1 protein-coding gene and 1 pseudogene are annotated in these 2,748 nt (G+C 34.7%); one reads left to right on the top strand and one right to left on the bottom strand.

What is annotated here, in order from left to right:
* Window positions 1–49 precede the first annotated feature (49 nt).
* On the bottom strand, window positions 50–802 hold the full coding sequence (locus WBY99_RS12005; RefSeq protein WP_423976574.1) for a T9SS type A sorting domain-containing protein: 753 nt from the start codon (window positions 800–802) through the stop codon (window positions 50–52).
* A gap of 207 nt (window positions 803–1,009) precedes the next feature.
* On the opposite strand from WBY99_RS12005, the pseudogene WBY99_RS12000 reads away from it, so the two are divergent.
* A pseudogene (locus WBY99_RS12000) lies at window positions 1,010–2,748 on the top strand (hypothetical protein); the annotation flags it as partial.

Below are 2,748 nucleotides of genomic sequence, written 5' to 3'. Positions count from 1 at the left end.
ACAAAAAAAGCCTCCAAACGGAGGCTTCAATCTTTTCTGGGAAAAAAAATTATTTTTTGATAATTTTCTGAGAAACTGCTTTTCCGTTCACAGTTGCAGTTACAACATACATTCCTTTTGCTAAAGTTGCAACGTCTAATGAAGTATTTTCATTTACAGAAGCCGTTTTAACAACTTGACCATTCATGTTTAAAATTTGAACGTCTGCTTTTGCGGAGAACATGATTGCATTTGCAACTACGGTATTTTTAACTAAATTTACTTTAGTTGCGTTTACGTCACCTACCGCTTGAGTTGGTGCAGTTACTAAAATATCATCAATGAAGAATCTGTTATTAGTTGCAACTGGTGCGGTAAACTTCAATTTACTATTTGCAGTACCTCCACTAATTGCGATTGTGTAAGTCGTAAATGCTCCTTTTACCATCGTTACGGTTGAAATATCTAAAGTTCCACCTCCTATAATAGCAACATCAAGAGTAAGTTTCTCACTACTACCATCCCAAGCTCCAGCTTTGAAAGTTAATGTTGCATTTCCAGAAAGTTCAGTTAATGCAGGCGTTGTTATTGAACCAGCTTTAGCTCCCGTCCCACCTTTAAGACATTTGTCACCTTTATACATACTGTCATATGTCCAACCTGTAGGAGCTGTTGCTGCAGAATTAGCTGCAGAACCACTCCACAACCCATCGTTTCCTCCAGTACCAGTTACATCATCAAAAGTTGCACTAAAAACAGTCATTTGTGCATTTACACTAGCAGCTAAAATTACCGCTGCAAATAAAGAATAGAATTTTTTCATGTTTTAAAAAGTTTAGTTAATTAATAATTTCTATGACAAAAATACAATCTTTTATACTTATTCACCAATTTAAGCGTGAATTAAATGTTAAATATGCAAAAACAATTTTAAAAAGAGTTTTTCGTTACTTTTACAAAAAAGGTTTCAGCTACTATTTTGGCAAAAAAAATATTTTTCATTTTCTATTTCACTACCGCATTTCACATCATGAATGCACAGCTTTTTACGTGGCATAATCCCAATATCCCCAAAGACTCTCTTAAAAAAGATTCCATACTTGCTGCAAAAATAAATAAAGAGGTATTCTCAAAAGATACTTTAGATTTTATTAGAATGCCGAATAAAACGATTATTGACGAAGGTATTTTGGTTAAAAATAATCGTTCTCAAATTTTAGGGGATTTAAATTCTAAAGGTTCTATTATCCGCGGAATTACTTTTGGCAATAATCAAGGACAAAGCGTACAAAGTTCGATGGATTTACAGATTACCGGAAAACTATCAAATGATGTTTCAATTCTGGCTTCAATTTCCGATCATAATCTGCCGATTCAAGCCGACGGTTATACGCAAACCCTGGAGGAATTCGACAAGATTTATATGCAACTCAACATCAAAGATAACTCGATATTGCGTGCCGGCCATTTGGATCTAATGGATGACCGCACCTATTTCGGTCGTTTTCAAAGGCGAAGTATGGGTTTAGAATTTGAAACAAAATTAGGCCAGGAAAATAAAACTTTTATAGATATTTCTGCCGGAGTTGCAAGAAGTGAATTTCACCGCATTCGATTTCAAGGTGTAGAAGGAAACCAAGGTCCTTATCGTTTAAACGGAAAAAATGGCGAACAGTTTATCACGATTATTTCTGGCTCAGAACAGGTTTTCATCGACGGAATTTTAATGAAACGTGGCGAAAGTCAGGATTACATTATTAATTATAATACGGGAGAAATTACCTTTACCAGTTTCCGACCGATTTTCAAACAGAATTTCATTACCATTTCTTACAATTATACCAACCGAAATTACACCCGATTTTTGGTCACGGGTGGCGTTCAACACGAAAGAGAAAAAGTGAAATTCGGTTTCAACTGGTTTATGGAAAACGATAATAAAAACGCACCGCTTTCTTTAAATTTATCTAAAGAAGATGAGCAGATCTTAGCCAACGCAGGAAATAATCCCGATTTAATGTACGCACCTTCCGGAACAGTTTCGGAATATGATGTAAACAAAATCCTTTACCAACTTATTCAGGATCAAAATGGAAATTATTACGAATTCTCCAGCGATCAAACTCAAACATTGTATCAGGTTGCGTTTACTTACTTTGGCGACAATTTAGGCGATTATCGCATCAAGCAAACCACGAATAATGGAAGGGTTTTCGAATATGTGGGTCTAAATACAGGTAATTATAAAGCAGTAAGAAAATTACCTTCTCCACAAAAAGCACAGGTTTTTTCTACCAACGCCGAAGTTCTTTTAAACAACGGAAAAGTTGGAGCCGATTTTTCTTTGAGCAACTATGATCTCAATCTTTTTTCTTCTAAAGACGCCAACCAAAATATCGGTTACGCCGGACGCGTTTTTGGAAACAAAACCTTTAGTAAAAATAACTGGAAAGGAACACCAAGTTTCGAATTTCAACATATCAATTCGCAGTTTCATATTCTGGACCTAATCAATGATGTTGAGTTTTCACGTGATTTTAATTTGGCGCAGGAATTTAATCAAATTACTCAAAACCGATTAATTTTCAGTTTTTTAAATCAGTGGAAAAATACTTCTTTTCTGAATTATCAAATCAATTATCTGGATGAAAAAGATGCTTATAAAGGAATAAAAAATGATTTGGATTTTGGATGGATTAAAGGAAAATTCAATACCAAAGGAAACTTTTCTTACCTCGACACGAAATCGACTTTTCAGAACACCAACTT

Source organism: Kaistella sp., assembly GCF_049588135.1.
GTDB lineage: Bacteria > Bacteroidota > Bacteroidia > Flavobacteriales > Weeksellaceae > Kaistella.
Note: the sequence above shows the minus strand (reverse complement) of the source record. Positions and strands in the feature narration are given on the sequence as shown.

Excerpts from the sequence above, each read along its gene's own strand:
- WBY99_RS12005 (WP_423976574.1), bottom strand. The coding sequence starts at position 802 with ATGAAAAAATTCTATTCTTTATTTGCAGCGGTAATTTTAGCTGCTAGT.